Source organism: Mycobacteroides sp. H001 (assembly GCF_001440005.1).
Lineage (GTDB): Bacteria > Actinomycetota > Actinomycetes > Mycobacteriales > Mycobacteriaceae > Mycobacterium > Mycobacterium gwanakae.
In genome coordinates, this window is sequence record NZ_LJYH01000019.1 from 20,020 (window position 1) to 45,430 (window position 25,411).

Below are 25,411 nucleotides of genomic sequence, written 5' to 3' on the forward strand. Positions count from 1 at the left end.
TCAATTCGTTCACGAGCATGGGTAATCTGACCGGGTGCCTACAGATCAAGCCCCCGCCGTCGACGGCTGGTTCGATACCGACGAATCCGGCCAACCGCATTTGATTGGCGGCAAGTGCACACAGTGCGCCACCATTGTGTTTCCGCCGCGCGCCAACAACTGCCCCAACCCGGCCTGTGACAGTGACGTGCTGGATCAGGTGCCGCTGTCATCGCGCGGCACGGTCTGGAGCTACACCGAGAACCAGTACGCACCGCCTCCCCCGTATCCGCCCTCTGATCCGTACGAGCCGTACGCGATCGCCGCGGTCGAGCTGGCGGCCGAGGGCATCATCGTGCTGGGCAAGGTCGTCGCCGGTACCGGCGCTGCCGATCTGAAGGTGGGCCAGCCAATGGAACTCGCCCTGGAGCCGCTGTACACCGACGACGAGGGTGTCGAGCGGCTGGTCTACGCATGGAAGAAGGTTTCCGCATGAGCCGCACCCCGGATCCCGTCTACATCCTCGGCGCGGGCATGCACCCATGGGGCAAGTGGGGACGCGACTTCACCGAGTACGGCGTGGCGGCCGCCCGCACCGCCCTTCAAGACGCCGAACTGGATTGGCGCCAAATTCAATTCGTCGCCGGAGCGGACACCATCCGGAACGGCTACCCGGGCTTCATCGCCGGTTCGACCTTCGCCCAGAAGCTGGGATGGAACGGTGTGCCCATCAGTTCGACCTACGCGGCCTGCGCCAGTGGTTCACAGGCGCTGCAGAGCGCGCGCGCTCAGATCTTGGCCGGATTCTGCGACGTGGCGCTGGTCATCGGGGCCGACACCACCCCCAAGGGCTTCTTCGCACCGGTAGGCGGCGAACGCAAGGCCGACCCGGACTGGCAGCGTTTCCACCTCATCGGAGCCACCAACCCGGTGTACTTCGCGATGCTCGCCCGGCGGCGGATGGACCTCTACGGCGCGACTGCAGAGGATTTCGCCCAGGTGAAGGTCAAAAACTCCCGACACGGTCTGAACAACCCGAACGCGCGGTTCCGCAAAGAATCCTCGGTGGAAGATGTGCTCGCCAGCCCGGTGGTGTCGGATCCGCTGCGGCTACTGGACATCTGCGCGACCAGCGACGGCGCAGCGGCCCTCATTGTGGCCAGCGCCGACTTCGTGAAGAAGCATCTCGGTTCGGTCGACGGCGTGCCCTCGGTGCGCGCCGTCGCGACCATCACCCCCAAGTATCCGCAGCATCTTCCCGAACTCCCCGATATCGCAACCGATTCCACCGCAGTGGTGCCGGCGCCCGATCGTGTCTTCAAGGACCAGATCGTTGACGCCGCGTACGCGGAGGCCGGCATCGGCCCCGAGGACGTGAGCCTGGCCGAGGTGTACGACCTCTCGACGGCCCTGGAACTGGACTGGTACGAACACCTGGGCCTGTGCGCCAAGGGCGAGGGTGAGCAGCTGCTGCGCAGCGGCGCCACCACGGTCGGTGGCCGGATCCCGGTGAACGCCTCTGGTGGTCTGGCCTGTTTTGGCGAGGCCATCCCGGCGCAGGCCATCGCGCAGGTGTGCGAGCTGACCTGGCAGTTGCGCGGGCAGGCCGGTGACCGGCAGGTCGAGGGTGCCCGGGTTGGGATTACCGCAAACCAGGGCTTGTTCGGCAACGGCTCGTCGGTGATTGTCGCGCGCTAGCAGCGCCCACCGGCGATCGCGGGGCGTTAACCTCAAGCGATGGTGCGACAGTTCCATGCGTACGGCCCGTCGCACTGGGTGATTCTGGCCGTATTTGTCCTGGGCGCAGCGCTCTTGGTGTGGCAGGGTCGCCGGCTCACCGACACCCCGGCCCGCATTCTGGGTCGGGTACTCGGCGCCGTGACCGCGATCATCTATGCCGCCATATTGATCGCCGGATGCATCCCCCCGCGCATCGAGGTCTCGTTGCCTCTGCGGCTAACCGACTTGGCGACCGCGGTCGCCGCCTATACACTGTGGTCCCAGCGCACTTGGGCGTATGCGTTGACCTACTACTGGGGCCTGGTGCTCAGCAGCCAGGCGTTGATCTCCCCCGTGCTGACAGGCCCCGACTTCCCGGGGCGGGGGTTCCTGGCGTTCTGGTCGATACATCTGCTCGTGGTGTGGGCGGCCATCTATCTCACCTGGGGACGGGGCATGCGCCCCAGCTGGCACAGCTATCGCATGACCGCCATGGTCACGTTGTCCTGGGCTGCCTTCACCATGGCCTTCAATGCTGCCGTCGGGTCAAACTATGGATTTCTCAATCAGAAACCCTCGACCGCAAGTCTTTTCGACCTGATGGGTCCATGGCCGTGGTACGTCGTCACTGCGACCGTACTGGTCCTGGCGGTCTGGGCGCTGATGACCTGGCCGTGGCAGCGATCGCGGGCTGAAACCGGTGAACCTCAAACCACTCCGAGATAGGCGGAGCGAATACTGTCGTCCTGCAGTAATTCTCGTCCGGCGCCGGATCGCACGACCGATCCGGTCTCAAGAATGTAGGCGTGGTCCGAACGGCTCAGTGCCTGCTGCGCGTTCTGCTCGACCAGAACCACCGTCGTACCCGAGGCGTTGATCTCCTCGATGATGTTGAAGATCTTCGTGATCAGCAGAGGCGCCAGACCCATGGACGGCTCGTCGAGCAGAAGGATCTTCGGCCTGGCCATCAGGGCGCGTCCAATGGAGAGCATCTGCTGCTCGCCGCCGGAGAGCGTGCCGCCCTCTTGGTGCCGACGTTCGGCCAGTCGCGGGAACAACGCGTTGATCCAGTCGAGACGCTCCCGGCGCTCCGCCCGGGACTTGAATTTTCGCCCGTAACAACCCATTTCGAGGTTCTCGGCGACGGTCATGCCGGGGAAAATCCCCCGCCCCTCGGGGGCCTGGACGATCCCGGCTTTGACGCGCTTGTGCGCCTTCATCTTCGAGATGTCCTGGCCCTCGAAGAAGATCGTCCCCGAACTCAGCGGCACCAGACCCGAGATGGCGCGCATCGTGGTCGATTTACCGGCGCCGTTGGAACCGAGCAGGGTGACCAGCTCGCCCTCACGGACATCAAAGGACAGCGTGCTCACCGCCTGGATCGGACCGTAGTGGACCCCGACGTTGTTGAGTTTCAGCTGTACGGGAGGCATCTACCTCTCGCTTTCGGTATCGGGCGCTGTCGTACCGAGCCAACCGGGACTGGGATCGGGTCCGTGGAATTCCTCATCGGCCACTCCTAGGTAGGCCTCGATGACCGCCGGATCGTTTCGGACCTCGGCGGGCAGGCCGTCGGCGATCTTCCTGCCGAATTCGAGTACAACGATGCGGTCGGTCACGCCCATGACCAGCTTCATATCGTGTTCGATGAGCAACACCGTGTATCCGTAGTCACGGATGCGCTGGATCAACTCGATCAGCGACTCCTTCTCGCTGGGGGTGAATCCGGCGGCGGGCTCGTCCAGGCAGAGCAGTTTGGGTTCGGTCGCCAAAGCGCGCGCTATCTCGAGCCTGCGCTGGCTGCCATACGGCAGCTCCTTGGCCTTGACGTCGGCGACATCGGCGATGCCGACGAAGTCGAGCAGCCCCAGCCCCACATCGACGGCATAGTGCTCCTCGCGGCGATGCCGCGGGGTCCGTAGCAGGGCGCCCAGCACCGACGTCTTGTGCCGGGCGTCGGTGCCTACCGCGACGTTCTCCAGGGCGGTCATCTCGCCGAACAGCCGGATGTTCTGGAAGGTCCGGGCGATCCCGCGCCGGGTGATCTGGTGGCGCCGAAGCCGGCGCAGCGGCTTCCCGTCGAACACGATGCTGCCCGATGTCGGCTTGTACACCCCAGTGATGGCGTTGAAGCAGGTCGTCTTGCCCGCACCGTTGGGGCCGACCAGCCCCAGGATTTCCCCACGCCGAATATCGAAGCTGACCCCGTCGAGGGCTTGCAGGCCACCGAATTTGAGCGTCAGCTCCTTGACCTCGAGCAGCACTTCTGCGTCGGCGGACTCTTCCTCTTCCGGGAACTCCTCAGCGAGATCAATCGCGGTCCCGGAGTCGCGGAGTTCGTCGACGTCCTGCGCGTCTTCGGTCCTGGTCTCGTCGTGCTCGGTCATGCCGTGGCCTCGGCTTCCTCAGGCTTCTTGGCGCCAATCCGCTCAGTTGCCTTGCGCCAGTAAGCCATCAGTTTCTGGTGGGCCGGGAACAGGCCCTGCGGCCGGAAGATCATCAGGACAACCAGCGCCAGCCCGAAGAACAGGTACTTCAGATTGCCGAGGTCTACCCCCTGCACCTGCACGCCGAGAAGGCGATTGGGCAGGTAGACGATGATGAATGCGCCGAAGATCACGCCGAGCTTGTTGCCTTGTCCACCCAGCACGACGGCGCACAGGAACAGCATCGAGTTGATGATGTTGAAGGTGGGCGATGCCACGTATTGCACCTGGCCCGCGTAGAGGGCGCCGGACAGTCCGCCGATGCTGGCACCGATCACGAAGGCCCACAGCTTGAACCGGAACGTGGGGACCCCCATCATCTCGGCGGCGTCCTCGTCCTCCCGGATGGCCACCCACGAGCGGCCGACCCGGCTGCGCTCCAGATTGCCCATCAGTATCAGCACCACCGCGATTAGGCAGAGTCCCAGCCAGTACCACCACACCCCATAGTTCAGGTGCCCGCCAGAATTGCCGCTGGAGAAGACGCCACCACGGACGTACTGCTCCCCCACGTGCGGATAGGCGATCTTGTGCAGTCCACGGGGGCCGTTGGTGACCTCCAGGTTATCGGCGAGCAAGCGGATGATCTCGCCGAATCCCAACGTGACAATGGCCAGGTAATCACCCCGAAGGCGCAGCGTGGGGGTGCCCAGCACCAGACCGAAGAAGGCGGCGATCGCCACCGCGATGGGCAGACACGACAACCATGCCCAGCTCGAGCTGAAGAAGGCCGATGTCCCCATGCGATTCCAGGGACTGTCGGGACTGGTCAGCAATGCGACCGTGTACGCACCGATGGCGTAGAAACCGACGTACCCCAGGTCAAGTAATCCGGCTTGTCCCACAACGACATTCAGGCCTATCGCGATGAGCGCCACCATCGCGAACTGTGCCATTACCCCGCCGAAGCTGGTATTGGGAGTGTTCAGGTACGGAATCTTCCACACCGGAAGCAGTGCCATGAGCGCGAATCCGATGAGCCCGTACACCCACTGGACCGGACGGGCCAGCTCGGACCACCATCGGCGTATCGAGTCGCCCGGCGCCAGGGCGCGTGCTGCGGTGGTCATGCTTTCGCCCGCCCTAAGCTCTCACCGAGAATGCCCGTGGGCCGGAACATGAGCACGAGCACCAGCAGGACGAAGGCCACCACATCGCGCCACTGGGTGCCGAACACCGCTTGCCCGTAGTTCTCCATCACGCCCAGCAGCAGGCCGCCCAGCAGCGCTCCGCGCAGATTGCCGATACCGCCGAGCACCGCAGCAGAGAATGCCTTGATGCCCAACAGGAATCCGCCGGAGTAGATGATGCCCTGCGGAACTTTGAGCGTGTACAGCAGCGCGGCGGCCCCGGCCAGTAGACCACCGATGATGAAGGTCGTCATGATGATGCGTTCGCGAGAGACGCCCATCAGCGTCGCCGTCGTGGGGTCCTGTGCGACCGCCCGAATACCGCGCCCAAACTTGGTGTGGTTGATCGCGACATCGGTGATGAAGGCCAGCACCAGGGCCGCTGCCACGACGACCAGGGTGACATTGGTGATGGTGGCTTGGAACGGAATGTGGCGGCCGCCCACATCAAATGGGCCGAAGGTCCATACCGGCCTAGGCGTCACCAGGCGGATTGGCTGCTGCGCGTTACTGCCGCCGTAACCCTTGAGGATCTTCGGCAGCACGAAATGCACGAATTCCTGAATGACGAAAGACATCCCGATGGCGGTGATGAGGAACGTCAAGGGCCGTGCGCCGCGACGACGCAGCGGGCGGTAGGCGACCGCTTCCAACCCCAGCGCCGTGGTGGCCGATACCGCCATGGCGATGAGCATGGCGACACCGAGATACAGCACGGTGAGCGAGACGCCCTTGTTATAGGCATTGCCGCCGGGTGAGAACCCGAGCACGACATCCAGGGCGAAGTACGCCCCGAACATGCCCAGCATGAACACCTCGGAATGCGCGAAGTTGATGAGACGCAGCACCCCGAAGACGAGCGTGTAACCCACCGCGACCAACGCATAGATGGCGCCCCACGCCAAACCGTCGATCGTCAGCTGACCGATGCTGTTCCACAGTCCGTGCAGATCGAATGAAATTGTGCTGGCCTGCACATCTGTTTGTGCCATCCACCCCGAAATCATTTGCGGCTGAGCCTAGTCCCCTCGTATGTCCTACGTGACCTTATACACCCAGATAAGTGTCGAGGTTAGCTCTCCGTTCTCGTTCCACTTGTATTCACGCGCCACACCCTGCCCCTGGTAATTCCTGACCCAATCAAGCAACCCCGCTCGGGTGGTCTTTCCGGCATCGATGCCCTTGACCAGGATGGTGGCCAGGTCGTATCCCTCGGTGCTGTAGGTGCCCGGTTCCTGCTGGAACTTTGCGGTGTACTCCTTGGAGAAGCTGTCCGAAGCTGGCCCGCACGGGCAGGACAGCAGTGCGTCCTTCGCGGAATCACCGGCCTGTTTGACGAACTCCATATCCTTTGCCCCGTCCGCGGACACAAATGTCGCGGTCACTCCGGCATTGCGCAGCTGCTGGACCAAGGGAGCCGCCTCGGCGTAGTAGCCACCGAAGAACACCGCATCGGGTGCGGCGTTCTTGAGCTGCGTGACCGCCGCGGAGAAGTCCTTGTCCCCCTTCTTCACCGAGGCGTTGCAGTCGGTCCCGAGCGTCCCGCGAACCGCGTTGGCAAGCCCGGATCCGTAGTCGGTGCTGTCGTCGACGACGCAGATCTTCTTGTACCCGAGCGTTTTCTTGAGGTAGTTGGCGACAGCGGGACCCTGCACGCCGTCATTGGCAAGCCCACGGAAGAACGTCTTCCAGCCCTGCTGGGTGAGCGTCACGTTCGTGGCCGAGGCGGTCGTGGAGACCAGACCGGCCTCGCTGAAGATCTGGCCCGTCGACTTCGTCTCCCCCGAGAACCCCGGCCCGATCAGTCCGACGATGGTGGGGTCGCCGATGATTTGCGGGGCAATGTTGCTCGCGTTCTGCGGCAGGCCCTCGGTATCGAACTCGCGGAGTTTGATCTGGCATCCGGGATTTGCGGCGTTGTGCTTGTCGACGGCGAGTTTCGCCCCGTCGAGGATATTGATCCCGAGGGCGGCATCGGGACCGTTGAGCGCACCGGCCATCGCCAGGGAAACGTTGGCGCACTGCGCTTTTCCGTCACCGGCAGGATCGGCCGCTGATTTCACGTTCGACGCGGGCACCTCGGTCCCATCCTGAGCGATCTGCACCAACGGCGAGATCTTCAGGTTGGTCTGATTGGACTCGTCCGACTGAGTGCCGGCGTGACAACCGACCAGGGCGAGGGACACCGCGCCCAGCATGATCACACTCGCGCGTGCACGCACGATTACCTCCGGATGGCTGGGGCTGACAGGTCGTAACAAAATCGCTGATCAGAAAACATAGCCAACCGCGGGGCAACGCGCAGTGCTTACCCGAGTTTCAGCTCGGCGCGTCGGTATCGAGTGTTTCCAGCACCACTTCGGCAACGCGCTTCATGGTGGTGCGGCGGTCCATCGCGGCGCGCTGGATCCATTTGAACGCCTCTGGCTCGGTCAGGCCCTGGGTCGACTGCAGAACACCCTTGGCGCGCTCGACCAGCTTGCGGGTCTCCAGCCTGTCGGCGAGCGTCTGAACTTCCTTCTCCAGCGCGGTCAGCTCGCCGAAACGGCTCACGGCGACCTCGATGGCGGGTACCAGATCGGTCTTGGAGAACGGCTTCACCAGGTAGGCCATGGCGCCGGCATCGCGGGCCTTCTCCACCAGGTCGCGCTGGCTGAATGCGGTGAGAATCACAATCGGGGCGATGCGTTTGGCGGCGATCTCCGAGGCGGCATCGATGCCATCGCGACGTGGCATCTTCACGTCCATGATCACCAGATCGGGTTTGAGTTCCTGGGCGAGGTCGACAGCTTCCTGTCCGTCCCCGGCCTGACCTACCACGTCATAGCCCTCCTCGTGCAGCATCTCGACCAGGTCGAGGCGGATGAGGGCTTCGTCTTCGGCGACGAGCACACGGCGGGCGGGCGCCGCCGGTTCGGTGTTCTGAGGGCCGGTCATGGCGACCATTGTGACGCATGTGGTCGTGTGTTCGGCGATACCCTGGTGAAAGTGATGTTCCCCATCCCTTAAGGTTGGGAGTCGCGCTACTGACCGTCGGGCACCAAAACGGCAGTAACACCAGGCCCTCGTATCCCAACTGGCAGAGGAAACGGATTCAAAACCCGTGCAGTGTGAGTTCGAATCTCACCGAGGGCACCATAGTGGCAGTTAGAAGGTATGTCTCTAGCGGAAGCGAAGGCTGCCGTTCCGTGAAACGCAATACACCGTGCCAGTGTGGAGGATCGCTAGCGTATCCGCCGCGTCATTACGGCACGGGAAAGTTGCACGTTTCATGACCCCAGACCATCCGCTATGCATTCGGAACCGTGCGAAGTAATTGGCAGTATGAGACTTGTTCTTGAAACAACTTTTGAGAAAAAGGGCAAGCACGTTTAATGCCCTTGGACTGTTCCGTTCCGGCGCATGGGTCCATTTCCAGAGATTGGGATGGTCGGATTGGCCTGTCCAGCCATCCCAATCTCGGCAGCCGCTATATCCAGTCCCCTGGCGCTCCGGACATGTGTTTGCGAAATACGGATCTAACGTAGATTCTCCGACTTCACAGTCGGGCGCCTCGTCTGTAGATATCGGTCGAGCCTTCCCAGCGCCAGCCAGAACGCAGCCGACACAAACCCGCGGGTCAATACCTCAGCGATACCCGTGAAGGGGCCAACTGAAATCGACACCCTCGATGTCCAGGTCGCCGCGGTTCCCTCGCCCTCTGGCGTGAAGGAGATTTGGCCGTATTCGTGCGTGACACGAGGGTTCCCAGTCTTCAAGAGGTAGCCGAATGTATGGGTACGTGGGTTTAGCGCAACAATGCGCTCGACCAGAACAAGCCCTGCGCCCATACGAACCCGGCGCAGCACACCAACCCCATCAGCGTTACCGGGCTCCAGCAGTTCGACCCGTAGGCCTTTGACTTGCTGAAATTTTGCGGTGTCCGCGAATAGTTCGTAGAAGTCGCTTGCGGACGATTCCACCCGTCGGGTGACGGAAATGGTTGTGCTCATCGATGCATTCCTTTCGAGTGGCGCGGCACGCGGCGGTAGTACACCGATCAGTCTACCGGAATGTGGATGTGCCCCACATGAGCTGCCTCAGGCTGGGATCAATAGAGATCCGGCTCCGGCTGGCCCCTTCATCCCGGTTTGCAACGACAGGCGGCCTAATTCGTTCCGGCGTATGCCTTCGGCCTGCCACGTTCCGACACTGGTGAGTGTCCACAACCAAACCCCTTGGGGGGCGATCCAACTATCGCCAATGTCCATAACCTGTCATAACGACCGAAACAACAAACGCGCAGTTCAGCCACTCTCAACCCCGTGCCGTGTGAGTTCGAATCTCACCGAGGGCGCCAGAAAGACCACGCCATAGCTCCGCCATATGGAGTCCAAACTCGACCAAGGGCGCCGCGAATCGCGGCCGCCATGCTTTGATTCCCCGCATGAACCGAGCAACTGTGGGTGTGCTGACGCTTATGGTGTGCGCTTCCGCGGTCGCGGCGTGCCAAACATCGTCCGGTATTACCCGCATATCGGACACGGCGTCGTCGACGGCCACCACGAAGACCTTCGCCGTCTCGACCATCCCCCGGTCCACCTCCCTCTCGCCGACTGCCAAGGCCGATGCTGATGACCCGGCCAAGCGCATCCGCGATACCTTCCGGAGCCTGCAAAACCCGGTCATTGCCGCCACGAAGGACGGCACCGGCAGCTATGACATCCCAGTAGCGCCCCAACCATCAGCGTCGGGCCCAGCGGCCTACATCGCTGCCCTCTGCACCGGCGGCCCGGCCGTGAACATCGCGCTGGACAACACCCCGGTCCCCGGCGGCGGCATATGCGGCGATGACCCCAGCAAGCCGGGGGTCATCGTGATGCTTCTTGCCGTCAAGGCAAATCCGGCGGCTCCCCACACCATCAAGGTGCAAGGAGCCGCCCGTCAGCACAGCTGGGTGTCGATGGCCTACGGCCAGATGTATTGACCGCGCCTAGCCGACGTCGGTACAGGTGACTCCGGGGTTCTCGCAGTCGGAGCCGGTCTCGCCGGGTGCACTGACCCAGCCGCCGTCGTCGTCATGCCCGGGGGCGATGTTGGACTCGGGCGGGTTGTTGTCGGAACCGCACACCACCCAGGCGTTCTCGCACTGAGCGCCGGCGCCGCCGGGGAGGTAGCCCCAGCCACTGTTCCCGTCGTTGCTCGGCTGATCGACCAGCGATCCATGCGACGGCGAGTTGGGTGCGCCCGGAACCGGAGGTGCCGGAGACGGATCAGCGGAAGCCACCGCTCCGAATCCGACGAACGCAGCTGCCAGGACGCCGGCCGCGGGCGCCACGACAAAACGGGTGAATGAGTTCATGGGCACCTCTTCAAAGGGTGGACGAATACAGGACAAATGTACTCCCACACACAGCTTTTGCAGATGACCTTGGTAGGAACCGCACACCATGTCTAACCCCTGCCGATGTCGCACACGAGATCTCGCCGCGTGCTAAGACTGGCCAGCATGACCCCCGAGACCCTCGTCGATATCCACGAGATCACCGAACTCAAGTACCGCTACGCCCGCACCCTCGACAACAAGTTGTGGGACGAGTTCGCCGACACACTCACCGAGGATGTTGAGGCGACCTACGGCACCGCGGTGCATGGCGCGCCCCTCGAGTTCACCTCGCGCACCGGTGTTGTCGACTACATGCGGTCATCGTTGACCGCGGACATCACCAGCGTGCACACCATGAGCCATCCGGAGATCGCGGTGGACGGCGACACCGCTACCGGCAGCTGGGCCATGAGCGACGTCGTCATCGTCCCGGCACACAGCGTCCTCATCACCGGGACCTCGTATTACACCGACCGCTACCGCCGCGACGCCGATGGGAAGTGGCGGATCAGCTACATCTCGTACTACCGCCTCTACGAGGCCATGCAGAACACCAAGGACATCGGCTTCAACCTGATCGCGAACCGCTGGTCGCAGTAGCGCCGAGAACCGGGTAACCTATCGCCGAGTTTGGAGACATCCGTACTCCACATAGCTGGCATAGGAGAAACCGGTGCGCTGTCGCCTCTGCGACTCGACGGAGCTGCTCAGCGTCGTCGATCTGGGTGCCACCCCGCCCTGCCAGAAGTTTCTGCACGCCGATGAGCTGGATCTGCCGGAACCCACTTATCCTCTGCACCTGCGGCTTTGCCGCGACTGCATGTTGCTGCAAATCCCTGCGTTGATTAGCCCCGAGGACAACTTCACCGAGTACGCATACTTTTCGTCGTACTCCGACAGCTGGGTCGATCACGCCCGCGCGTACGTCACCAACTCGATTGCGCGCCTTGGGCTTTCTCCTGACGCCCCGGACGACTTCATGATCGAGGTGGCCAGCAACGACGGCTACCTCCTTCAGCACGCCGTTGCCCAGGGAATCCGCTGCCTGGGCATCGAGCCGTCGGTGAACGTCGGACAGGCGGCGCGCGACAAGGGCGTTCCGACCCTGACGGCCTTCCTCGACGAGGGCACCGCGGCCCGCGTCCGTTCGGAGCACGGTCCGGCCCGCCTGGTCGCGGCCAACAACGTGTACGCGCACATCCCTGACTTGCGGGGATTCACGCGAGCCCTGCGGGGGCTCGTTGCCGATGATGGCTGGGTGAGCATCGAGGTACATCACGCGCTCAACCTCATCGAGCTCGGCCAGTTCGACACCATCTACCACGAACACTTCCAGTACTACACCGTATTAGCAGCTCAAAGAGCGCTCGCTGTAGGCGATCTGGAAGTGGTCGACGTCGAACTGCTTGATACACACGGTGGTTCGATACGGGTGTGGGCGCGCCCTCGCGAATGCCGGCCCGAGATCGCGCCATCGGTCGCCGAGGTCTTGGAGCTGGAACGGCGGGCAGGTCTGCACGAATTGGCCGGATATGAGCGATTCCGTGCGACAACCGAACGAATCCGCCTGGAGCTCTTGCAGTTCCTGCTTACCTGCAAGGCAGAGGGCAAGACCGTCGTCGGCTACGGCGCGCCCGGTAAGGGCAACACGCTGCTGAACTACTGCGGCATCCGCACCGACCTTCTGGGTTACACCGTTGACCGAAACCCCTATAAGCAAGGCATGTTCAGTCCCGGTACCCGCATCCCTGTGCACTCCCCCGAGCGAATCGATGAAGACAAACCCGACGTGGTGCTGGTGCTCCCATGGAACCTGGAAGCCGAGATCACCCAGCAGTTGCGGCATATCGGCGAATGGGGTGGAAGGCTCGTCTACCCACTGCCGCAGCTACACGTCGTCGAACCCCATATTGAGCCCGAAGGAGCATCGGTATGAAGGTCGTGCTTTTCTGCGGAGGCTTCGGCATGCGCATGCGCAACGGCGCCGGCGATGTGATCCCCAAGCCGCTCCAGATGGTCGGACCGCGCCCCCTCATCTGGCACGTGATGAAATACTATGCGTACCATGGACATAAGGAATTCATCCTGTGTCTAGGCTACGGCGCTGAGGCCATCAAGGACTTCTTCCTTGGCTACAACGAAGCGCAATCCAACGATTTCGTCTTGGCCGAGGGCCAGGTGCGGCTGTTGAAGTCCGATATCGCCGATTGGACCATCACGTTCGCCGACACCGGCGCCGAATCGCCCATCGGAGAGCGGCTGCGGCGAGTACGTCATCACCTAGGCGACGATCGCTACTTCCTGGCCAATTACGCGGACGTTCTCACCAACGCTCCCCTGGACGATCTGGTGGCCAAGTTCCACGATTCCGGAGCCGCCGCGTCCATGCTCCTGGTTCCGCCGCAATCGTCGTTCCACACCGTGGACGTGAATGACGGTGGATCGATCACCGACATCACCGCCGTCTCCAAGCTTGACATGTGGGAGAACGGCGGCTATTTCGTGCTCTCCCAGGATGTCTTCGACTATCTGCCCGCGGGCGGCGACCTCGTCGAGGATGCCTGCGGGTCGCTGGCCAAAGAAGGCAGGATGTTCGGCTACAAGTTCAACGGATTCTGGAAGCCGGCCGACACCTTCAAGGAACGCGCCGAGCTTGACGAGGGTTACCGCAAGGGCGTGCGCCCGTGGATGGTCTGGGAGCAGGAGCCCGCCACCACGTGATCGAACTCAACACCGGCACCGTCGACGAAATCGCCTTGCTGGCAGCACATTGCGACGATATCGCGATCGGCATGGGTGGCACCCTGCTCACCATGGCGACTCGCCGCCCCGGGTTGCGGGTCCGGGCGCTCGTGCTGACGGGCGGTGCCACCGAACGAGAATCCGAGGAGCGGGCGGCGCTGACGGCCTTGTGCCCTGGGGCCGAAGTGACCGTCGACGTACTCGACTTTCCGGACGGACGAGCCCCCGCGCATTGGAACCAGATCAAGGATGCGCTATCGGCCTTTCGCCGTGAGTCGGGCGCCTCGCTGGTTTTCGCTCCGCAGCGCCGCGACGCCCACCAGGACCACCGGCTGCTGGCAACGCTGGCGCCCACCGAGTTCCGTGACCATCTGATCCTCGGCTACGAGATCATCAAATGGGAAACCGATACCCCGACACCCACAGTGTTTCAGCCGCTCAGCGATGAGATCGCCCGCAGCAAGGCAGATCTGATCTACGTGCATTATCCGTCGCAACGCCCCCATGACTGGTTCGACCACGAGACATTTCTCTCCCTGGCGCGCGTGCGCGGCGTGCAGTGCCGCCACCGGTACGCCGAAGCATTCGTACTGGAAAAGGCAACGATCTCTCTAGGAGCAACGCAGTGAAGGTTCTCATCACCGGCCATCAGGGCTATCTCGGCACCGTGATGTCGCAGATGGTCGCCGAGGCCGGTCACGATGTAGTTGGTTTGGATTCGGGGCTTTTCGCCGATTGTGTACTGGGTCCCGAACTCATCGAACCGCCGTCGCTCGCGGTGGATCTTCGCGACGTGACGGTGGACCAGCTGGCAGGCTTTGATGCGGTGATCCACCTGGCGGCACTCTCGAACGATCCGCTCGGCGCGCTAGCACCGGACCTCACCTATGACATCAACCACCACGCCTCCGTGCGCCTGGCGCAGCTGGCCAAAGACGCCGGGGTCAGCCGCTACCTCTACGCATCGACATGTTCGGTATACGGCTCGGCCGGTGAGGACCTGGTCAACGAGAGCGCCCCGCTGAAACCCTTGACCCCGTACGCGGAGAGCAAGGTCCGCGTCGAGGACGATGTCGCCGCCATCGCCGACTCCTCCTTCTCGCCGGTGTTCTTGCGTAACGCCACAGCATTCGGGTACTCGCCCCGCCTCCGCGCCGATATCGTGCTGAACAACCTCGTCGGCAACGCGGTTCTCACCGGCGAGGTCCGGGTGCTCTCGGACGGAACGCCATGGCGGCCCCTGGTACACGCCCGCGATATCGGCTCGGCATTCCTGGAATGCCTCACGGCCCCCCAGGACGTAATCCACTGTGCGGCCTTCAATGTCGGCACCGAGGAGAACAACCAGACGGTTGCACAGATCGCGGAGGCGGCCGTCGCCGCCGTGCCCAACTCCACGTTGGCCATCACCGGAGAGACGGGTGCGGATCCTCGTTCGTACCGCGTCGACTTCTCTGCGATCCGTGCCGCATTGCCCGGATACCGGGCGCAATGGTCGATCGCGGCCGGCGCCAAGGAGCTCTACGAGCAGTGCGTGTCCGGCAATCTCACCGAATCACTGTTTCGCCAATCCTTCACCCGCCTGGCGCATTTGAAGAATCTGCGCGAGTCCGGAGCCGTAGACGACACGCTGCGCCCGGTCGCGCGGTGACCCGGTCAGCGCCCGGTCAACGCGGCCCAACTGCCCGCCGCGGCATCCTTGGCGCTGATGACGGTAACCGGGAGCGGCCAGTCGATGCCGAGCTGGGGATCGTCATGGGCGACCGAGACGTCCTCGGCGGGATCGTGCGGCCGGTCGATGCGATAGCAGAGGTCGGCCCACTCTGTCAGCGCTTGATGGCCATGCAATATGCCGGCCGGGACGAATAGGTGCGCGAACGTGGAATCGTCGAGAGTGAAGCTCTGCCAACGTCCGAATGTCGGTGATTGGGGACGTGCGTCGACAAGTACATCGAACACGGCGCCGCGGGCACAGCGGATCAGCTTGCTTTCGCCACGACCCGAGCGTCCATGCAGACCGCGCAATACCCCTTGGCGCGAACGTGATTGGGAGTCCTGCAGAAAATCGGCGGCCCGCACCACGGCACCCTCTGCGAGCTGGTACTCGTCGAAGGTGGCGGCGTCGAATGTTCGGGTGAAGAACCCACGGTCGTCCAGGTGCGGCGTGGGTTCCATCAGGAGCACGCCGTCGATCTCGGTGGTGTGGATGCGCACTCCGCCATCCTGCCGTACTGAGGAAACGTTGTGGTGCCAACGGTGATCACGTGCCGGTATTGCGGAGGCCGGGGACTGTGCCGGGTGCTGGACCTGGGCGCCGTACCCGCCGCTGATCACTTCCCCGCCGCTTGCAGCGCACCCGAGTCCGACGCCCTACATCCCTTAGCGATGGTGTTGTGCACCGACTGTGGCCTCGCGCAGCTCGATGTCGACGACACGGACACCGAGGAGCCGCGTGCCGTGGAGCCACAAGCCCTGCGCGATCAGGCAGCCGACGCGGTTGCCCGAGTTGACGCCGCCGGGCTCCTGAGCGGGCGCACCGTCTACGAGTTCACCAGTCCTCATGGTGGCAGCTGGCTGGATCTCATCTTTTCCAGGGGTTTTGAGTTCGCCCCTGACGGCCCCGCGGACCTGGTGCTGGACAGCTTCGGGATGATGCACGACAGAGACCAGGCCGAAGCTATCCATGCGCGCGTCCGCCGGACCGCTGCCGAGGGTGTGCTGCTTCTGCAATTCCACTCGATAGCCACGATCCTGGAACTGGGTCAGTGGAATTCGCTACGACATGGACATTTCGCCTACTACTCACTCACCGCGCTACGCCGAATGCTTACCGACGCGGGCATGTCCGTGGTGGCGGTATGGGAGTTCGACTTATACGGCGGCACTCTGCTGGTGGCGGCGCGCCACGGCGACCATCCCATGCCGCCTGCCGCAGAGCAGATCATTGCGCGGGAAGAAGCCCGCGGAGCTGTCGATCCCCATCGCTTCGTCGAGCTGCAGCATGAGGTGGACCAGCAGGTGCGGCGCCTCACGCAGTGGCTTGATGAAAGACGTGTATGCGGAGAGCGGGTGTACGCGTACGGGGCACCGTCACGGGCAGTGGCGCTGTTTCACCGTGCCGGACTGACCACGAAGTCGGTGGTGGCGGTCGGCGATGCATCTCCTGCCAAGCAGGGACGACGTATGCCCGGAACGGATATCCCGATCGTGTCACCCGAGGATCTGGTGAGTGCCGATCCCGACCGGGTGCTGCTCACCCTGCCAGATTTGTATGCGGAAGTCCGCCTGCGCTTTCCGGAGCTGGAAGGCCGCTGGATGACCGGACTGTGCTAGCGCAGCAATACTGACGCCAGCGCCGGGCTGAACTGTCCGCCGGGTGCGTCGGAGGCGATGCCGCAGGGGCCGTTGGAGCTACCCGGCGCGAGGATCCAGAGGTTCATGTCCAGACCGTCGGGTTGTCCCAGCACCACTGGCGATGCACCGAGCATGCGGCCGGCAGGATTACACCAATCGAAGTTCCAGTCCGGGTTGCCATTCTGCGATGTGTCGACGACATAGCGTGGATCGCGGACACCGAACCACTGCTGCAACGCCGCCCTGATGCGTTGCGCATAGGCGGTGATCTCGGCGGTCGGCGCGAAGGACGACACATTGACGGCGTACCCGACGCGGTCGGAGACGCCCACCTTCGCCAGCAGTGCCGCCATCCGCTCGGGTGTCACCGAACCGGATGAGGTTCCCGCGTCCACGTAGACGCGGGTATTGACGTTATGAGCCGAGAAGGTCTGCACCGCGTAACGCAACGAACGGATCCGATCCTCAAGATCAGTGCCCTCCAGGGACTGTCGATCGGCGAACCACAGCGCGTCCGGCTCCACTATCAGCACCAGCCGGGTGTCCCCCACCAGTGCGGACAATCGGTCGATCCAGGCTCGATAGATCTGTGGCGTGACGGCGCGGTGAGGCCCGGAGAAGCCGTCATCGCGATCCGGAATGTTGTACAGCGTCAATTGCGCGGTGCCGCCGGCCTCTCGTGCACGCTCGACGATATCGCCGATGTTGCGGCTGTCGTCCTCGTCATTGCCGGTGGCCCACATCGCGATTGGGTATCGTGCGATCCGATCCCGGATTGCCTCGGCGCGCGGATCATCGGGGTGATCGCGCACCCACCACTGCACATCGAGCGAGTTCGGCACCAACGGGCCGGTATCGAGCCGGCGAGCCGTCGTGTCCGAGGCGTGGGGGTGCTGGAACTTGCTGGAGTCGCGTGCCAGAACCATCGCAGCTACTAGTGCCAGCACCGTGAGCGCGGCGGCGCACATCACCGATGAACGGTGGTGTCTGGCCGCCGGCGTACGGGTCACAGCGGGGAACGATACCGAGCTGTTGACCTCTACACTTGGCCCGTGTCCATCTCCGCCTCCGGGCCGGCGCCGGTGCGCGTCCTGGCCATCGGGCCCGCCCCCGCGAGTCCTGAGAGCCGCGGAGGCATGGCAACCGTCATGTCGCATATGGCGGCGTTGACTGACCCTGCCGTGACCGTGCGCGTGGTGCCCACCTATGTCGATGCCGCGCGGTGGCGCTGGTTGTGGGTCGGTGTGCGCGGCATGATGGCGTCATCGTGGTTGGTCCTCACCGGGCGCGTTGACGTCCTGCACGTCCACCTGGGCCATGGCGGAAGCGTGGCCCGCAAGGCAATGCCGCTGTGGGCCGCGCGCATCCGTGGAGTGCCGGCACTCATCCATGCGCATAGCTTCGACTTCTGCGGTTGGTACCGGAGTCAGCACAACGCGGTGCAACGCGGTGTGCGGTGGGCACTACCCGCGGATCGGTGGATCATTCTGGGACGCGAACTCGCCGACGAGTACGCGTCCTGCCTGCAGCTCGATCCCACACGAGTGTCCGTGCTGCAGAATCCGGTGCGCATCCCCGACGAGCCTGCGTCCTCGCGCGGCAGCACGGTGACGGCAGTGAGTCTGGGCAGGCTCGGACAGCGCAAGGGCACCTACGACATCATCCGGGCCGCATCCGAACTGGCGCCCGAGGTTCGCGCCTCACTGCGTATTCACCTTGCCGGCGATGGCGAGGTGGAGCAGGCGCGTGCCGCGGTCACGGCAGCCGATGTCGCGGACGTGATCGTCGTGCACGGCTGGCTGGACGCGGCCGCCGGTGCCGAATTGCTCAGTGGTGCAGATATCTTCGTGCTGCCCAGCTATGCCGAGGGGCTGCCCATGGCGCTTCTGGAGGCCATGGCCGCGGCCGTCGCGGTGATCACCTCACCGGTCGGATCGATCGCCGAGGTGGTACACAACGGAGAGAACGGCGTACTGGTGGCGCCCGGCGATGTCGACGCGTTGGCGGCGGCCCTGACCCGGCTGAGCACCGACCAGACGGAGCGACGCCGGCTGGCGGCCGCCGCACGCGAGACCGTACGCGGTCTCGATATCGCGGGCTGGGAGGCGCAGCTAGTGCGGACGTGGAAGTCGCTCGCAGATCGCTAACAACTTGGCGGCGGCGTGATCCGCGGTGAAGTTTTGCGTGTAGTGCGCTTGAGCCTCCCAGCCGAGTCGAGCGGCGACGGCAGGTTCGGCATGACGGTCGAACGCGGCGGTGAGTCCGGATGTGTCGTCGCGGTGCAGTGCCACCTCCCCGGGCGGCTGGAATTCCGGCAATGCGCCCTCGGTGGAGACGATGACGTTCACCCCGAGTTGCATCGACAATGTCTGCACACCGCTCTGCGATGCTTGACGGTAGTGCACGACTGATGCCTTGGCCTCTGAAAGAGGTTGCAGCACAGATTCGTAGCTGTACGGTCCGCGAATCCACCGCACCGAGTCGGGTAACGCCCTGCGGATATCGCCGTCACCGATCAGTACCAGGTTATCGCCTTGCCATGCCGGACCATCGACATGCGCCTGCCACGCATCCAGGATGAGGCCGACGTTCTTGTAGCCGTTGAGTCGCCCGACCAGTACGAAATCCCGGCGCCCGCTCGCCGGAACGAAGGGCGGAACACGTTGCGGGTCAAGATCACTCGTGAGCGGAACCACTCCGACAGGCGATGGCTCACGCCCGGTTATCTGCCGTGCGACGTAATCACTGAACGCCACCCGGTGAACCGCGTTCTTGTCCCACCGGCGGAACGCGGCGCTTCTCCACCGCGGCACCTCTTCGGAGGCGTCGTGCGGCCGATCATCGTGGATAAGTCGCACGCGCGGCAGGCCGGCGCCGAACACCTGCCAACGCGGGTCGCGGACCAGTTCATCGATCACCACGTCTGGCTGAAAGGCCCGGACTTGCGGCACCGTGCGTGCCCATGACACCCAGCCGGCCGGTTCCTTGAGTGACGGCTCCAGGACCAGCTCGTAGTCCCGTGCCGGACCGGATTCCGGATGCTGATCGGAGGTCACCAACAGCACCGCGGCGCCCCGGGCTCGCAGCGCCTCGGCATGCACACGCGCCAAGGGACGCATCCACGGAGACAGCCACAGGATTCTCATCCGGCATCAACCCTTGAACACCGCGGTGAAGGCCTCCTCGTACGAGTCCGCCATTGTCTCAATGGTGTACAGATCACGCATACGGTCAAATCCCTTACGCCCCAAAGCTGTCAGGTGGCCGGGCGCGGTAAGGGCATCCTCGAGGGCTGCCCGCCACGCCGTCACATCGATAGGGTCGACCACCACACCGCTACCGTGGTCGAGCATGTCGGGGACCGAGCACACCGCAGAACCGATGACCGGCACGGCCCGCGCCATTGCTTCGAGAATGACTAGGGGAAAGGCCTCGCTTCGGCTGGGCACGCAGAGCACGTCGCAATCGGCCAGCGCATGCTCGGGTCCCGGCGACCAACCCCGCCAGTGCACACGATCGCGCACCGCCTCAGGAGTGAGAGCCTGTAGTCGTTGACGATCGGGTCCGTCTCCGAATATGGAGAGTTGCCAGTCGTATTCGGTCAAACCGCTCAGCGCCTTCACCAGCAGATGCGGGTTCTTGTGTTCGACTATGCGAGACAGCATCACAAAACGTAACGGGCCGTCCGGTTCCCTGCGCCCGGGTGCTTGCTCGGGAAGTTCGCGACGGCTGACGACCCCGTTGGGAGCGGTGAAGAAACGGGTACCCACCCGCTGGTGTGCCGACACCTCGTCCCAGTGCCTCTGCGACAGCGCGATGAACCCGTCTGCCCGGCTCATCGCCCTCGCGAGCGGGGCCGAATAGGTGCCCGTATTCAGTTCGGGCGGGATATGCGCCGCCACCAGCCATCTGCGGTGCCGTCCGGATGCGCGCCACAGCGTTGCACACCCGGTCTCGGTGTTGGTATCCCCCGACACCAGGATCGTGGGACCATCGGCGGTTTCAAAGGCGGGGCACCACCAGGGTTGGCGTACCACGCGCACCGTTGGCGGGACCTCGGCCACCAACGGGCCGAATCGCTGCATGCATGCGATGGTGACGGAGTATCCACGTCTGTCCAGTTCGGTGGCCAGCAATACATGCTGTCGTTCCGCTCCCCCGTACACCAACCGATTCGTGGTGAGGATTATCTGTGGGCGTCCCGAGCCAGCCCCGATCCGCGCCGCGCGTGCCCGGCGGGCCCCCGGCTGTACTCGGTCCAACACGGAAGTACCTGCCAGGTAAAGGTCGGCGGTGCGCACTCCCCTCGAATGCTCCAGAGTCAAAGCGATGTTCGCACGCAGCAGATCATCGGAGCGGATGCTGCGCTGCTCATCTCCTGCGACGGTCCCCTTGGCGCTGTGCATGACACCGGGTTCATCGACGAGAACCAGGCGCCAGCCCGCGGACCGGGCGCGCAGCTGCCAATCCGCCTCCTCGCCGTACAGGAAGAACTCCTCGTCGAAGCCGCCGACCTCATTCCAGGCCTGCCGGTTGACCAACAGGCAAGCCCCGGTGAGATATCCGTCCACATCGGTGGGGCGTTTCCGGTAGAGCTCGGAGACAACCCGGCCGCGCAAGGCCGGTGCGTAGCCCACGCGTGACACCAACGCACGTAGCAGATTGGGAGTGCGATGCGCGTTATCCCACGAGAGCTCACCGGGGTGCGGGGTGGCAGCCTCTATCGGCGGCGCTGCCGCCGCCACCCTGGTTTCGTTCGCGATCTGGGCGCGGGTCAGCGTGAGCGCCCCCCGCACAGTGGCATCGGGATTCAACAACAGCAGATGCGCTCCCGGCGCGAGATCTGCCAATCGATTGACGGCCGCCGCGAATCCAAGATTTTCACCCGTACCGTGCCACTGCACGGCGGGATGGCTCGCTCGCACGGCCTGCATGCCCGGGTAGCCCGGCGCCGAGTTGTCCCATACGTACACCGGCAGATCGCCAAGATGTTCGCGGCATGACGTCAGACAGGCCGCGAGAAGATCTGGCCTGCCATACGCCACGATGCACACTGCGGTACCCCCATGCACTTCGCTCACCCGAGGCGGCGGCAGGTAGGCCCGATCGAGTTCGCGGTGCCTCGTCCTAGTCATGTGGATCACCCATCAGTGGCCTCCTTACGGAGGATTTCCCGAACATCACGCAGGTGCACGGGCCCCGCCCACAGGTTCACGCCGACATAGACACCGGCGGCGATGACGGCGGCGACCAACTCGGGGATCCACTGTGCGGCAGTGAGTAGCGCACCCACCGCGGCCACGGTCGGTAGTCCCAACCGCAACAGAAACATCCACGGTGTGTGATAGCCCGTGCAGGTCGTCAACCTGACGCTGGCGGCAACCAAGCCCACCACCTCGCTGGTTACCAGCGCGATCGCCGCGCCCAATGAACCCAGGTGCGGAATCAGCGCGACATTGAGAACGATGTTGGCGGCAAGATTGAACACATTGAGGCGCAGCAGAAATGTCTGATGATGTGCCGCGAAGAGCGCCTGGCTGACGGTGCCGGTGAGAAAGGTCAGTCCCACCGCGACCAGAAGCAACGGCATCACCAGGTTTGATTTGTCCACGAACTGCTCGGACCCCAGAAGTGCGACCAGATCTCGTCCCACGAAAAACCCGACCACTGCCACCGGAACCGCGATGGCGAACATCAGTCCCATGGATCGCTCGATGAAGGCGGCGAAACGCTCGCGCGAGGCGGCGAACAGCCCCGTCATCGTGGACAGGGTCGCGCCCAGAAAGAAGTTCCCTACCAATGACAAGGTGAACGCTGTCTGGTACGCCAGCCCATACCTGCCGACCTCCGCAGGCGTGCTCAACAGACTCAGGATCACACCGTCGATTCGCCAATAGAGCACCCCGATGATGAGCACCATCGTCTGCGGCAGGCTTTCGCGCACCAGGCCCCACGTCTCACTCGCCGACAGAATGATTCGCAACGGCGTGATCCGATGAGCCGCGATGCCTTGAATCAGCAATAGTGTGGCCGGGGCGACCACCTGCGGCAGCGCATACCAAACATGTTCTGCGTCAACGGTGACCAGGAAAATCGTGACCGCCAGCATCGCTACCCGGGACAGTGTGTCCGCCAGCGCCACCGCCGAAAACCGGACCGAAGACATGAAGATCGGGTTCAGGCAGCTCGACAGTGTCGTCAGGGTCAGACTCGCACTGATGATGAGCAGCATCGACTGCACCTCGGGGTGATCCGCGTAGATAAGCCAGCCCGAGAGCGCCGCCACTGCGGCAAGTGGAAGGCAATAGCTGAGCGAGAAAGCAAGATTGATACCGACCAAGCGTTGCAGACTGCCGGCGCCAGCCGAGACCCGTCGGACGATCACGACGCCGATACCCAGCTCTGTCAGGCTGGTCCATAAACCGATGAAGAAGATCGCGGCATTGAGATGCCCGTAGGACTCTGGCCCCAGAGCGCGGGTTGTGAGTGCGATCCCGGCGATGGAAGCGATGGTCCCCAGCACCCGGCCACCGAGTTGCCATGCGACGGCACTGGCAATCCGGCGCCCCGAGGCCGGCTCGACGACCGGGGATCCATCGGCATGTTCGGATGTCATGTGCTACCTTGCGGCGATACGGGATGGGAACAATGCAACGACGACTGCACGCGTATGTGGCTTTGCCACACGGCGTTTCGGCTTCGCGATGGGAGGCCCGGAACCGCGCCGATGAGGTGCCGGATCAGGCACCCTATGGACTGCACCGGCTGTCCAACTATGGTGTGACGCCGACCTTCAGTGAGTTCTCTTTCGGGCGCCGCTTCGAGCGTGTGGCCGGTCAGATCCGTTATCGAACAGGAGATCTTGAGATCCTGGAAGTCGTCGCAGACCGGGCTGCGCGTCGCGAAAGCGACGTCGTCTTCTGCTACGACGAACGCACCGGAGTGCCCGCGGCCTGTGCCGCCGCGATGCGGATGAGCCCACCGGTGGTGACCGGAGTCGGATGGCTCACCGAGCCCGCGGACTCTTCGCCGATTCATCGGGGACTCGCGCGCCATGCGCTGGCCCGCAGTGCTGCGGTGTTCTCGCAGTCTCCCCCGCAGGTCGAACTGCTGTCGCGGGCCTGGGGTGTCGATGATGCCCGGCTGCATTTCGCGCCGGTGGGCATCGATACCGATTTCTATCGAGTGCAACCGTGGGAGAGCGCGGGCGCTCCCCTGGTGGTCAGCGCGGGTGAAGATGTCCACCGCGATCACGCACTTCTTGTCGAGGCGGTTTTGATCGCCCGCGAACAGTGTCCCGGCCTTGGGCTCGAGCTGGCCACGGCCCTGCCGATCACCGCACCATCCGAGGTTGTCACGCTGCACACCGAGCGGCTGTACGGACGGATGCGCGATCTGTACCGGCGATCCACACTCGTGGCGATCGCGGTGCGGCCCAACGTGATCACCGGTTCTGGTCTGACCGTCGCCCTCGAGGCCATGGCCAGTGGGCGCCCGGTGGTGATGACAGACAACCCGGGCATAGCGCATTACGTCCGCGACGACGTCGACGGTGTATTGGTGCCACCCGGGGACCCCGATGCCTTCGCCCGTGCGATCGCAGATTTGACGCGCGATCCTGACCGCGCCCGCGCCCTGGGAGAGGCTGGGGCGCGGCGTGCACGGGCGGAGTTCAGCTCCGAACGGATGGCTGAGCATTTCGCGAGCATTATCCATGGGGTTTAGCTACTACGCGTGCCAAGGCAGTGCGGGCCCGACGGCGGCCTTTCGTAACCGCACCACCGCGGCCGGTCCCTGTATCAGGTACCGGCGGGCCATGCGGCGGGGTTCCCGACCCAACCGGTAGGACCATTCGAGTCCGCAGCGCTGCATCCATTCCGGGGCGCGCGTCGCGGCGCCGGCAAGGAAGTCCGCCGATGCCCCGAAGGCCAGCAGGACGCGCGCACCCGCAGTCAGACCGTGGCGTGCAATCCACAATTCCTGTAAGGGCTTTCCAAGCCCCACGACCAGCACATCGGTGTCTGCGGCAGCGATGTCCCCCGCCAGCGCATCGCTGCGATCCGGATCGATGAGATCTGCGCGATCGGGTGCCCAGAGACCGGATACGGCAAGACCCGGATAACGCTCGTGCAGTACAGCGCGCAACCTGTCGTGCACCTGCGGTAGCCCGCCGAGGAATCCGACGCGGTGACCTGTGCCTGCCGCCTGTGCCAGAACCATCGGCAATAGGTCTGCTCCGGTAATCCGTGGCCAATTCTGCCGAGTCTTGAGGCGGGCGCGCGCCACGATCGGCGCCCCGTCGGCAAGCATCAACCAATCCAGCGCGGGACCCAATGCTGCGCAATCGGGGTTCGCGCGACCAGAACCGAAATGATGGAAATGGTCCAGGTTCACCGAGCCGACAACAAGCGGCCGCGCGCCACACGCTGAGGCACGTTGTGTCACCGCGTCGAGCACGGCGCGCACCGAGCAAAGATCCACCGTGACCTCGGAGATCGTCACCCTTATCGGCGAGCCCAGCTGATCTGTCGACACGGCGGACAGCCTAGCGCCGTCCATTCCGGACAGCGGGCAAGTGTGGGTTATGCTCGTGACCAATAACGCTGGTTATGGGACGGCGCGCCTGCTGCGGATAG

26 protein-coding genes and 1 tRNA gene are annotated in these 25,411 nt (G+C 63.9%); 13 read left to right on the forward strand and 14 right to left on the reverse strand.

What is annotated here, in order from left to right:
* The first annotated feature begins 34 nt into the window (after positions 1 to 34).
* Genes AOT83_RS01345 through AOT83_RS01355 form a run of 3 tightly spaced genes read left to right on the forward strand, consistent with a single transcriptional unit; the run spans position 35 to position 2,424 of the window.
* Positions 35 to 475, forward strand: coding sequence for an OB-fold domain-containing protein (locus tag AOT83_RS01345; protein WP_030097764.1), 441 nt, complete (start codon positions 35 to 37; stop codon positions 473 to 475).
* Positions 472 to 1,677, forward strand: coding sequence for a lipid-transfer protein (locus AOT83_RS01350; protein WP_030097763.1), 1,206 nt, complete (start codon positions 472 to 474; stop codon positions 1,675 to 1,677). Before AOT83_RS01345 ends, AOT83_RS01350 begins: the two co-directional genes overlap by 4 nt.
* Before the next feature lie 39 nt (positions 1,678 to 1,716).
* Positions 1,717 to 2,424, forward strand: a complete 708-nt coding sequence (locus AOT83_RS01355) for a TIGR02206 family membrane protein (protein WP_057965810.1) — start codon at positions 1,717 to 1,719, stop codon at positions 2,422 to 2,424.
* On the opposite strand, the gene AOT83_RS01360 is transcribed toward AOT83_RS01355, so the two are convergent.
* The 6 genes from AOT83_RS01360 to AOT83_RS01385 form a co-directional block, all read right to left on the reverse strand.
* Complete coding sequence (locus tag AOT83_RS01360; protein ID WP_030097761.1) at positions 2,406 to 3,131, reverse strand: ABC transporter ATP-binding protein; 726 nt, start codon at positions 3,129 to 3,131, stop codon at positions 2,406 to 2,408. The two genes, AOT83_RS01355 and AOT83_RS01360, sit on opposite strands and share 19 nt — an antisense overlap.
* The gene (locus AOT83_RS01365) at positions 3,132 to 4,085 is read right to left on the reverse strand and encodes an ABC transporter ATP-binding protein (RefSeq protein WP_057965809.1); all 954 of its coding nucleotides are present in this window, start codon (positions 4,083 to 4,085) and stop codon (positions 3,132 to 3,134) included.
* The gene (locus AOT83_RS01370; protein WP_057965808.1) at positions 4,082 to 5,254 is read right to left on the reverse strand and encodes a branched-chain amino acid ABC transporter permease; all 1,173 of its coding nucleotides are present in this window, start codon (positions 5,252 to 5,254) and stop codon (positions 4,082 to 4,084) included. The genes AOT83_RS01365 and AOT83_RS01370 overlap by 4 nt, the downstream gene beginning before the upstream one ends.
* On the reverse strand, positions 5,251 to 6,321 hold the full coding sequence (locus AOT83_RS01375; protein ID WP_030097758.1) for a branched-chain amino acid ABC transporter permease: 1,071 nt from the start codon (positions 6,319 to 6,321) through the stop codon (positions 5,251 to 5,253). The genes AOT83_RS01370 and AOT83_RS01375 overlap by 4 nt, the downstream gene beginning before the upstream one ends.
* Before the next feature lie 30 nt (positions 6,322 to 6,351).
* Complete coding sequence (locus tag AOT83_RS01380; RefSeq protein ID WP_109394645.1) at positions 6,352 to 7,536, reverse strand: branched-chain amino acid ABC transporter substrate-binding protein; 1,185 nt, start codon at positions 7,534 to 7,536, stop codon at positions 6,352 to 6,354.
* Positions 7,537 to 7,633: 97 nt separating this feature from the next.
* Positions 7,634 to 8,251 carry an ANTAR domain-containing response regulator gene (locus AOT83_RS01385; RefSeq protein ID WP_046255793.1) on the reverse strand — a complete coding sequence of 206 codons (618 nt, stop codon included), beginning with the start codon at positions 8,249 to 8,251 and terminating at the stop codon, positions 7,634 to 7,636.
* Positions 8,252 to 8,375: 124 nt separating this feature from the next.
* On the opposite strand from AOT83_RS01385, the gene AOT83_RS01390 reads away from it, so the two are divergent.
* Positions 8,376 to 8,452, forward strand: a tRNA-Leu gene (locus AOT83_RS01390).
* A 380-nt stretch (positions 8,453 to 8,832) separates the two neighbouring features.
* Here the strand turns inward: AOT83_RS01390 and AOT83_RS01395 are convergent.
* Positions 8,833 to 9,306: an SRPBCC family protein gene (locus AOT83_RS01395; protein ID WP_057979780.1), complete on the reverse strand. Its 474-nt coding sequence runs from the start codon at positions 9,304 to 9,306 to the stop codon at positions 8,833 to 8,835.
* 434 nt (positions 9,307 to 9,740) lie between these two features.
* Between AOT83_RS01395 and AOT83_RS01400 the strand changes: the two genes are divergently transcribed.
* The gene (locus AOT83_RS01400) at positions 9,741 to 10,280 is read left to right on the forward strand and encodes a hypothetical protein (RefSeq protein ID WP_131726948.1); all 540 of its coding nucleotides are present in this window, start codon (positions 9,741 to 9,743) and stop codon (positions 10,278 to 10,280) included.
* 6 nt (positions 10,281 to 10,286) lie between these two features.
* Here AOT83_RS01400 and AOT83_RS01405 read toward each other — a convergent pair whose 3' ends face one another.
* Positions 10,287 to 10,655, reverse strand: coding sequence for a hypothetical protein (locus AOT83_RS01405; protein ID WP_030097754.1), 369 nt, complete (start codon positions 10,653 to 10,655; stop codon positions 10,287 to 10,289).
* A gap of 147 nt (positions 10,656 to 10,802) precedes the next feature.
* Between AOT83_RS01405 and AOT83_RS01410 the strand changes: the two genes are divergently transcribed.
* The 5 genes from AOT83_RS01410 (at position 10,803) to AOT83_RS01430 (ending at position 15,072) form a co-directional block, all read left to right on the forward strand.
* Positions 10,803 to 11,279: a nuclear transport factor 2 family protein gene (locus AOT83_RS01410; protein WP_057965804.1), complete on the forward strand. Its 477-nt coding sequence runs from the start codon at positions 10,803 to 10,805 to the stop codon at positions 11,277 to 11,279.
* A gap of 73 nt (positions 11,280 to 11,352) precedes the next feature.
* Positions 11,353 to 12,615 (forward strand): class I SAM-dependent methyltransferase, encoded by a 1,263-nt coding sequence (locus AOT83_RS01415; protein ID WP_046253742.1) that lies wholly within the window; start codon positions 11,353 to 11,355, stop codon positions 12,613 to 12,615.
* On the forward strand, positions 12,612 to 13,400 hold the full coding sequence (locus AOT83_RS01420) for a glucose-1-phosphate cytidylyltransferase (protein WP_030097751.1): 789 nt from the start codon (positions 12,612 to 12,614) through the stop codon (positions 13,398 to 13,400). The genes AOT83_RS01415 and AOT83_RS01420 overlap by 4 nt, the downstream gene beginning before the upstream one ends.
* Positions 13,397 to 14,050, forward strand: coding sequence for a PIG-L family deacetylase (locus AOT83_RS01425; protein ID WP_057965803.1), 654 nt, complete (start codon positions 13,397 to 13,399; stop codon positions 14,048 to 14,050). The genes AOT83_RS01420 and AOT83_RS01425 overlap by 4 nt, the downstream gene beginning before the upstream one ends.
* A complete protein-coding gene (locus AOT83_RS01430; protein ID WP_057965802.1) occupies positions 14,047 to 15,072 on the forward strand; it encodes an SDR family oxidoreductase in 1,026 nt (341 codons plus the stop codon). Before AOT83_RS01425 ends, AOT83_RS01430 begins: the two co-directional genes overlap by 4 nt.
* Positions 15,073 to 15,077: 5 nt before the next feature.
* Here AOT83_RS01430 and AOT83_RS01435 read toward each other — a convergent pair whose 3' ends face one another.
* Positions 15,078 to 15,635, reverse strand: a complete 558-nt coding sequence (locus AOT83_RS01435; RefSeq protein ID WP_057965801.1) for a dTDP-4-dehydrorhamnose 3,5-epimerase family protein — start codon at positions 15,633 to 15,635, stop codon at positions 15,078 to 15,080.
* 33 nt (positions 15,636 to 15,668) lie between these two features.
* On the opposite strand from AOT83_RS01435, the gene AOT83_RS01440 reads away from it, so the two are divergent.
* The gene (locus AOT83_RS01440) at positions 15,669 to 16,754 is read left to right on the forward strand and encodes a class I SAM-dependent methyltransferase (protein WP_324610506.1); all 1,086 of its coding nucleotides are present in this window, start codon (positions 15,669 to 15,671) and stop codon (positions 16,752 to 16,754) included.
* On the opposite strand, the gene AOT83_RS01445 is transcribed toward AOT83_RS01440, so the two are convergent.
* Positions 16,751 to 17,785 carry a glycoside hydrolase family 6 protein gene (locus tag AOT83_RS01445; protein WP_157858384.1) on the reverse strand — a complete coding sequence of 345 codons (1,035 nt, stop codon included), beginning with the start codon at positions 17,783 to 17,785 and terminating at the stop codon, positions 16,751 to 16,753. The two genes, AOT83_RS01440 and AOT83_RS01445, sit on opposite strands and share 4 nt — an antisense overlap.
* A 42-nt stretch (positions 17,786 to 17,827) precedes the next feature.
* Here AOT83_RS01445 and AOT83_RS01450 point away from each other — a divergent pair, with 42 nt between their 5' ends.
* Entirely contained in the window at positions 17,828 to 18,922 is a 1,095-nt protein-coding gene (locus AOT83_RS01450; protein WP_057965798.1) for a glycosyltransferase family 4 protein, read from the forward strand.
* Here AOT83_RS01450 and AOT83_RS01455 read toward each other — a convergent pair.
* From AOT83_RS01455 to AOT83_RS01465, 3 genes are read right to left on the reverse strand one after another with little or no spacing between them, the layout of a single operon-like run.
* Positions 18,887 to 19,921 (reverse strand): glycosyltransferase family 4 protein, encoded by a 1,035-nt coding sequence (locus AOT83_RS01455; protein ID WP_109394641.1) that lies wholly within the window; start codon positions 19,919 to 19,921, stop codon positions 18,887 to 18,889. The two genes, AOT83_RS01450 and AOT83_RS01455, sit on opposite strands and share 36 nt — an antisense overlap.
* A gap of 6 nt (positions 19,922 to 19,927) precedes the next feature.
* Positions 19,928 to 21,910 carry a glycosyltransferase gene (locus AOT83_RS01460; RefSeq protein WP_057965824.1) on the reverse strand — a complete coding sequence of 661 codons (1,983 nt, stop codon included), beginning with the start codon at positions 21,908 to 21,910 and terminating at the stop codon, positions 19,928 to 19,930.
* 5 nt (positions 21,911 to 21,915) lie between these two features.
* Positions 21,916 to 23,391 carry a flippase gene (locus tag AOT83_RS01465; RefSeq protein WP_057965797.1) on the reverse strand — a complete coding sequence of 492 codons (1,476 nt, stop codon included), beginning with the start codon at positions 23,389 to 23,391 and terminating at the stop codon, positions 21,916 to 21,918.
* A 32-nt stretch (positions 23,392 to 23,423) separates the two neighbouring features.
* Between AOT83_RS01465 and AOT83_RS01470 the strand changes: the two genes are divergently transcribed.
* Positions 23,424 to 24,500, forward strand: coding sequence for a glycosyltransferase family 4 protein (locus AOT83_RS01470; RefSeq protein ID WP_057965796.1), 1,077 nt, complete (start codon positions 23,424 to 23,426; stop codon positions 24,498 to 24,500).
* A gap of 3 nt (positions 24,501 to 24,503) precedes the next feature.
* Here AOT83_RS01470 and AOT83_RS01475 read toward each other — a convergent pair whose 3' ends face one another.
* Positions 24,504 to 25,310 carry a WecB/TagA/CpsF family glycosyltransferase gene (locus tag AOT83_RS01475; RefSeq protein WP_157858382.1) on the reverse strand — a complete coding sequence of 269 codons (807 nt, stop codon included), beginning with the start codon at positions 25,308 to 25,310 and terminating at the stop codon, positions 24,504 to 24,506.
* Positions 25,311 to 25,411 lie beyond the last annotated feature (101 nt).